This window comes from Phenylobacterium sp. (assembly GCF_031181185.1).
GTDB lineage: Bacteria > Pseudomonadota > Alphaproteobacteria > Caulobacterales > Caulobacteraceae > Phenylobacterium.
Genome location: NZ_JAPSKZ010000203.1, coordinates 1 through 6,133, shown reverse-complemented (window position 1 = coordinate 6,133; position 6,133 = coordinate 1). Strand labels below are relative to the sequence as shown.

The window sequence follows — 6,133 nt, the reverse complement described above, 5'->3', positions numbered from 1 at the left end:
AGTGTCGCTTCCGACGCCGCCGCGGCCGAGAGCTGGATCGGCGTCAGCGGGTTCTTGATCTCGTGGGCGATGCGGCGGGCGACGTCGCGCCAGGCGGCGTTCCGCTGGGCCGTCACCAGGCGCGTGATGTCGTCGAAGGTCAGCACCAGGCCGCCTTCGCTGTGACTGGCGCGGACGCGCAGGCGACGGCTGTCGCGGCCGCGAACCACGTCCACCTCCTCCTCGGCCTCGCCGCCGCGGCCGGCGTTGGCGGCGACCTCGGCGAACTCGGGTGCGACATCGTCCAGCTTTCTTCCGCGGCCGTGGTCGCCGGGCAGCGCCAGCAGGAGCGCCGCCTGCCGGTTGGCGACCGAGATGCGGCCGCGGCGGTCCAGGCCGATCACGCCGGCGCTGACCTCGGCCAGCACGGTCTCGATAAACTGGCGGCGGCTCTCGGCCTCCTCGCCGGCCCGGCGCAAGGCTTCCTGCTGCGCCTGAAGATCATGCGTCATGCTGTTGAAAGCACGAGACAAGACGGCGATCTCTTCAGGATCATTTTCGGCGTCGACACGCGCGTCCAGGTCGCCGCCGGCGACGCGCCCCGCCGCCTGCACCAGGCGCGCGACCGGGGCGGAGATGGCGTTGGCGGCGGCGAGGCCCAGCCACACGGCCCCCACGAGCACCAGCAGCGCCGTCTCGGCGTAGCTCAGGGCGAAGATGGCCTGGATGCGCTCGCGGTTCTGGGCGACGTCGCGGTACGAAACCAGCGAGCCCTCGGCTTGGCGCAGGTAGCTGATGATGCCCTCGCGCAGGGGCCTGGCGATGTAGAGGTAGACGTCGTCGTAGGCGTTCAGCCGATAGAGGCCCCGCATCACGTCCGCCCCGGCGAAGTCCGGGACATAGATCTCGTTCTGGTCGGCGGCGTCGAAGCCGGCCGGCGGCGGGGCGACATAGGGCGGCGCATCCGCGCTCTCGGCCTTGGCGAGAATGCGCCCCTCGCGGTCCACCAGATAGGCCGCGGGGAAGGCGTGGTACGAGGCCAGCGCGCCCAGATAGCTGTTCACCTGGTCGGGATTGGCCTGCAGGGCGCCCGCCTCGCGGTTGAGGTCGGCGGCCATGGGCGTCACGTGCTCGACGATGTAGCGGGTCTGTTCGTCGACGTAGGAGCGGAACACGGTGGCGGCGTTCTCGACCACCGTCTGCACCCGCTCCGAGAACCAGTTCTCGACGCCGCGGCTGACCAGCACGCCGTAGAAGATGAAGACCACGGCCGCGGGGACGACCGCCGCCAGGGCGAACAAGCGCACAAATCGCACGTGCAGCCGGGCGCCGGCGTCCTGCGCCCGGGCTCGCATGAGGTCGGCGATCCGCAGGCCCACCGCCGTCATCAGCAGCAGGATGATCACCAGGTTCAGGCCGAGCAGCGTCAGGATCAGCTGGCTGGCGGGGCCCAGCGGGCCCGTCTGCGGCGGCGCGGCGGCCAGGACGATGGCCAGCGCCGTCAGGCCCACGGCCACGCCGTAGCCGATCCCCAGCACCACCTTCGACTGCAGCGACCGGCGCGCCCAGGCGATCGCCGGCGGCACGAACGCGGAACTGTTGAGCAACGCCATTAGCCATAGAGCCTAAGGGACTGTGCCCTAAACTCAACAGCTATGTTGCGGCGACGCTGCACACGTCGCACCTCGGTCGCGTCAGCGCCGGCCGCGGCTCATCTCGACGCCCAGGTCCTGGATCTTCTTGCGCAGGGTGTTGCGGTTCAGGCCCAGGATCTCAGCGGCGCGTACCTGGTTGCCGCGGGTCGCGGCGAGCGTCAGCTGGATCAGCGGCCGCTCCACCTCCTCCAGCACCCGATCATACAGACCGGGCGGCGGTATCCCGTCGGGCTGGTCGGCGAAGTAGCCGGACAGCTTCTGCTCGACCAACTGGGCGAGCGTGGCCGGACCCTCTTGACCTTGGACGACCGGCTGCTGGTCGGCCAGCTCCTTCTCGACGATGCGCGCGGTGATCAGGTCCTCGGCGTAGAGGGCGCAAACCCGACGGACCAGGTTCTCGAGCTCGCGCACGTTGCCGGGCCAAGGGTGACGCTTCAGCCGCTCCAGAGCGGCGGCGTCGATCGTCTTGGCTGGGAGTCCCTCCCGGTTCGCCCGCAACAGGAAGGCGCGGGCCAGGTCCGGGATGTCCTCGGCGCGGTCGCGCAGCGGCGGCAGGCGCAGCGGCGCGACGTTCAAGCGGAAGAACAGGTCCTCGCGGAAAAGCCCCTGCTGGATCAGCGCCCGCAGGTCGCGGTTCGTGGCCGCGATGATCCGCATGTTCGGCCGCCGGCCGGTCCTGGGGTTCAGCGTCGGCTCCGAGCCGTCGATGACCCTAAGGAGCCGCGTCTGGGCGTCCAGCGGCATGTCGCCGATCTCGTCCAGGAACAGGGTGCCACCATCGGCCTCGACGAGCTTGCCATAGTCGCCGTCCTCCTTGCCGAACAGCTCCGTCTCGACTCGTTCGCGCGGCGTAGCGGCCAGGTTGATGACAACGAACTTCCCGTCGCGCCGACGGCCCATGTCGTGCAGGGCGCGGGCCACCAGCTCCTTGCCGGTGCCGCTCTCGCCGGTGATCAGGACGGTCAGATCCGCGCCGACCAGGCGGGCGATGGTGCGATAGACGTCCTGCATCGGACCCGAGCGGCCGATCAACGGCAAGCGGTCGTCGCGCACGGCGCGGGCCTGAGCCTTGGCCGCCTCGCCGTCGGCCGGCCGCGACAGAGCGCGGCGGGCGGCCGAGGTCATGTCGTCCAGGTCGAACGGCTTGGGGACGTATTCGAAGGCGCCCACCTCGGCCGCGTTGACCGCGGTGATGAGGTTGTTCTGGGCGCTCATCACAATGACCGGCAGCTTGGGCCGCTGCTTGCGGATGCGCGGCAGGACATCGAAGACGTTCTCGTCCGGCATGACCACGTCAGTGACCACGAGGTCGCCCTCGCCGTCCGAGACCCACTTCAGCAGGGTGGTGGCGTTGCCGGTGGCCCGCACCTGGTAGCCCAGGCGGGTGAACGCCTGGCTCAGCACCAGGCGGATCGAGGAATCATCGTCCGCGATCAGGATCTTCTTCGAAGCGGCGTTCATGCGGAGACGTCCTCGCCGGGAGCGATCGGGAGCAGGACGCGGAAAACCGTCCTGCCGGGTTCGGATTCGAAGTCGATGAGGCCGCCGTGACCGGCGACGAGCTTGGCGACCAGCGCCAGGCCCAGCCCCGCGCCGGAGGGCTTCGAGCTGACGAAGGGCTGGAAGAGGCTTTCGCGGATGTGCTCGGGGACTCCCGGCCCATTGTCCTGGATGCGGACCTCGAGCGGCGCGCCCCGCAAGGCCTGGCCGCTGGCCGCCCTCACCCGGACGCCGTGGCGGTAGGCCGTATGGATGACGATTTCGCCGCGGCCGTCTCCGCGGGCATGGGCCGCCTCCGCCGCGTTCTTCACGAGGTTCAGGAACACCTGGATCAGCTGGTCCTCGTCGCCGAGCGCGGGCGGCAGCGACGGATCGTAGTGCTCGCGCAGGCTGAGGCCGTCGGCGACCCCGTTGGCGGCGAGCGCCCGGACCCGATCCAGGATCTGGTGGATGTTGATAGGGCTGAGCGTCGGCAGCGCGTCGTCGGAGAAGGCCTCCATACGCTCAACCAGGCGCTTCACCCGGTCGGTCTCGTCGACGATCAGCTGGGCCAGCGGCGCGTCCTCGGCCTTGGCGCCGGACTTCAGGAGCTGGGCCGCGCCGCGGATCCCCGCCAGCGGGTTCTTGATCTCGTGGGCCAGCATGCGGCCGAGCCCCACCAGCGAACGCAGGCCGGCAGCCTCGGTCGGCGCGCGTTCGACGCCCAGACCCGACTTCACCGTCAGCGTCAGCAGCACGGAGCCATCTTCCAGCGGGGCGGCGGCGCCGTCGGCCTCGAAGGGCGGCAGCCCGAACAGGCTGATGTGAACGCCCCGCTCGCGGACCCGCGCGCCCTCGTCGATGGCGCGGTTCAGCAGCGACACCAGGGCGGAGCCCGGCGGCAGGGCGGCCCGGAAGCGGCCGCGCGCCAGGAGGCCCAGGCCCTGACCGAACAGCGCCTCGGCCGCCTCGTTCACCGCCACCAGCGCGCCGTCGGCGTCCACCACGAGCGAAGGATCGGGGCTGAGGTCGAAGGCCGCCGCCTTCAGCGCGTCGGGGTCGCGGCCCGTCGCGCGCGTCCGTGTGTTCCCGTTCATGCCGCCAGCCTATGGTCGGGCGCGCCCCAAAGGGCCGCCAGGGCCCGCTCCACCTCGGCGGCGTCCTCGAGGCGGCAGAGCGTGGCGCGCGCCTCGCGGCGGGCCTGGGTGTCGGCGGGCCAGGGCGCATTGTCGATGTAGGCGGCCAGGTGCTTGCGGAAGATCCGCAGGCCCAGGCGGTCGCCGTAGAACCTTAGGCTGTCGCGCAGATGAGAGAGCGCGATGTCCAGCCGGGCGTGGACGTCCGGCTCTTCGTAGGCCCGGCCGGCCAGCTCGGCCTCGATCTGGGCGGCGATCCACGGCTTGCCGTAGACCCCGCGGCCGACCATCACCGCATCGGCGCCGGACGCCGCCAGCGCGGCCTTGGCGGATGCCCCGTCGACGATGTCGCCATTAACGATCACCGGGATCGAGACCTCGTCCTTCACGGCTTTCACTGCGCTCCAGTCCGCCGCGCCCTTGTAGAACTGGCATCGCGTCCGGCCGTGGATGGTCACGGCGCTGACGCCGAGCGCTTCGGCGCGGGCGGCGATCTCGGGCGCGTTCTTAGAGGCCTCGTCCCAGCCCAGGCGCATCTTGACCGTGACCGGAACGTCCACCGCCTCCACGGCGGAAGCCATCAGCTCGGCCGCAAGGTCCGGCTCGCGCATCAAGGCCGAGCCCGAGAGCACGCCGGTGACCTCCTTCGCCGGGCAGCCGAAGTTCAGATCGACGATCTGGGCCCCAGCCCGCACCGCCAAGCGCGCGCCATTGCGGACGTGCTCGGGGTCGCGGCCCACCAGCTGCACCACCATCAGCGGCAGCCCCTCGCCCACCGCCGCCCGGCGGACCACGTCGGGACGGCCGCGGGAGAACTCGGCGCAGGCTACCATCTCGGTGGCCACATAAGCCGCGCCCTGGGCGCTGGCCGACTTGCGGAACGGCAGGTCGGAGACGCCGGTCATCGGCGCGATCCACGCCCGGCCGCCCACCTCGACATTGCCAACCTTGAGCGTGTTGCTCATTTTCTACTCATCCCCACCGCCGACTTTTTAGGCAAATTGTGCGGCGCCGTAAAGCTGGAACAAAGCGGCGCAGTTTTCTAAGACGGAGCCCATGAGTTTCTCGGCGGTCGTTGTCGCGGCGGGGGCGGGCCTGAGGGCCGGCCCGGGCGAGCCCAAGGCCTGGCGCAGCGTGGGCGGGCGTCCGCTCGTCCGCTGGTCTGTGGAAGGCCTGCTATCGGCCGGCGCCCGCGAGGTCGTCGTAGTCGTCGCCCGCGATCGCCTGTCCCAGGTGGACGAGGCCTTGGACGGGCTGGTGAACTGGCGCGCCGTCACCGGCGGGAAGACCCGCGCCGAGTCGGTCCAGGCAGGCCTCGCCGCCGTCACCGCCAACCGCAACCAGCCGGTGTTGATCCATGACGCGGCGCGGCCGTTCGTGACCCAGGAGCACGTCGAGCGCCTGCTGGCCGCGCTGGACGTGTCGGACGGGGCGATCCCCACCCTGCCCGTTCCCGACACCCTGAAGCGCGGCGATGGCCTGGTGGACGAGACGGTGTCGCGCGACGGTCTCTGGCGGGCGCAGACGCCGCAGGCGTTCCGGTTGGGCCGGCTAAAGGCCGCCTATCGCAGTTGGCCGACCGGAGAGGAGCCCACCGACGACGCCTCGGTGATGGAGCGCGCCGGAGGGACCGTCGCCATGGTGCCCGGCGACCCGATGCTGATGAAGCTGACCTACCCGCAGGACTTCCTGCTGGCGGAGCAGCTGGCCGCGGGGCGGCGGATCGTGCGCACGGGCCACGGCATCGACGCCCACAGGTTCGGCCCGGGCGAGGTCGTGTGGCTGTGCGGGGTGCGAATCCAGCACGACGTGGGGCTGATCGGGCATTCGGACGCGGACTGCGGCCTGCACGCGCTCACGGACGCTGTGCTGGGCGCCATCGCG

Annotated in this window: 5 protein-coding genes; 1 reads left to right on the top strand and 4 read right to left on the bottom strand. The window is 71.0% G+C overall.

Annotated features, from left to right (window positions below):
* The 4 genes from RIF93_RS17915 to dusB form a co-directional block, all read right to left on the bottom strand.
* The coding region (locus RIF93_RS17915) for a HAMP domain-containing protein (protein WP_309092813.1) at positions 1-1,592 on the bottom strand (1,592 nt) is incomplete at its 3' end.
* Positions 1,593-1,673: 81 nt separating this feature from the next.
* Positions 1,674-3,095 carry a nitrogen regulation protein NR(I) gene (gene ntrC / locus RIF93_RS17910; RefSeq protein WP_309092812.1) on the bottom strand — a complete coding sequence of 474 codons (1,422 nt, stop codon included), beginning with the start codon at positions 3,093-3,095 and terminating at the stop codon, positions 1,674-1,676.
* Positions 3,092-4,210, bottom strand: a complete 1,119-nt coding sequence (locus RIF93_RS17905; protein WP_309092811.1) for an ATP-binding protein — start codon at positions 4,208-4,210, stop codon at positions 3,092-3,094. Before RIF93_RS17905 ends, ntrC begins: the two co-directional genes overlap by 4 nt.
* Positions 4,207-5,214: a tRNA dihydrouridine synthase DusB gene (dusB, locus tag RIF93_RS17900; protein WP_309092810.1), complete on the bottom strand. Its 1,008-nt coding sequence runs from the start codon at positions 5,212-5,214 to the stop codon at positions 4,207-4,209. The genes RIF93_RS17905 and dusB overlap by 4 nt, the downstream gene beginning before the upstream one ends.
* A gap of 91 nt (positions 5,215-5,305) precedes the next feature.
* Here dusB and ispD point away from each other — a divergent pair.
* Positions 5,306-6,133 (top strand): 2-C-methyl-D-erythritol 4-phosphate cytidylyltransferase (gene ispD, locus RIF93_RS17895; RefSeq protein WP_309092809.1); only part of this gene is annotated, 828 nt, incomplete at its 3' end.

Coding starts and splice junctions, on each gene's coding strand:
- ntrC (WP_309092812.1), bottom strand. CDS start 3,095: ATGAACGCCGCTTCGAAGAAGATCCTGATCGCGGACGATGATTCCTCG.
- RIF93_RS17905 (WP_309092811.1), bottom strand. CDS start 4,210: ATGAACGGGAACACACGGACGCGCGCGACGGGCCGCGACCCCGACGCG.
- dusB (WP_309092810.1), bottom strand. CDS start 5,214: ATGAGCAACACGCTCAAGGTTGGCAATGTCGAGGTGGGCGGCCGGGCG.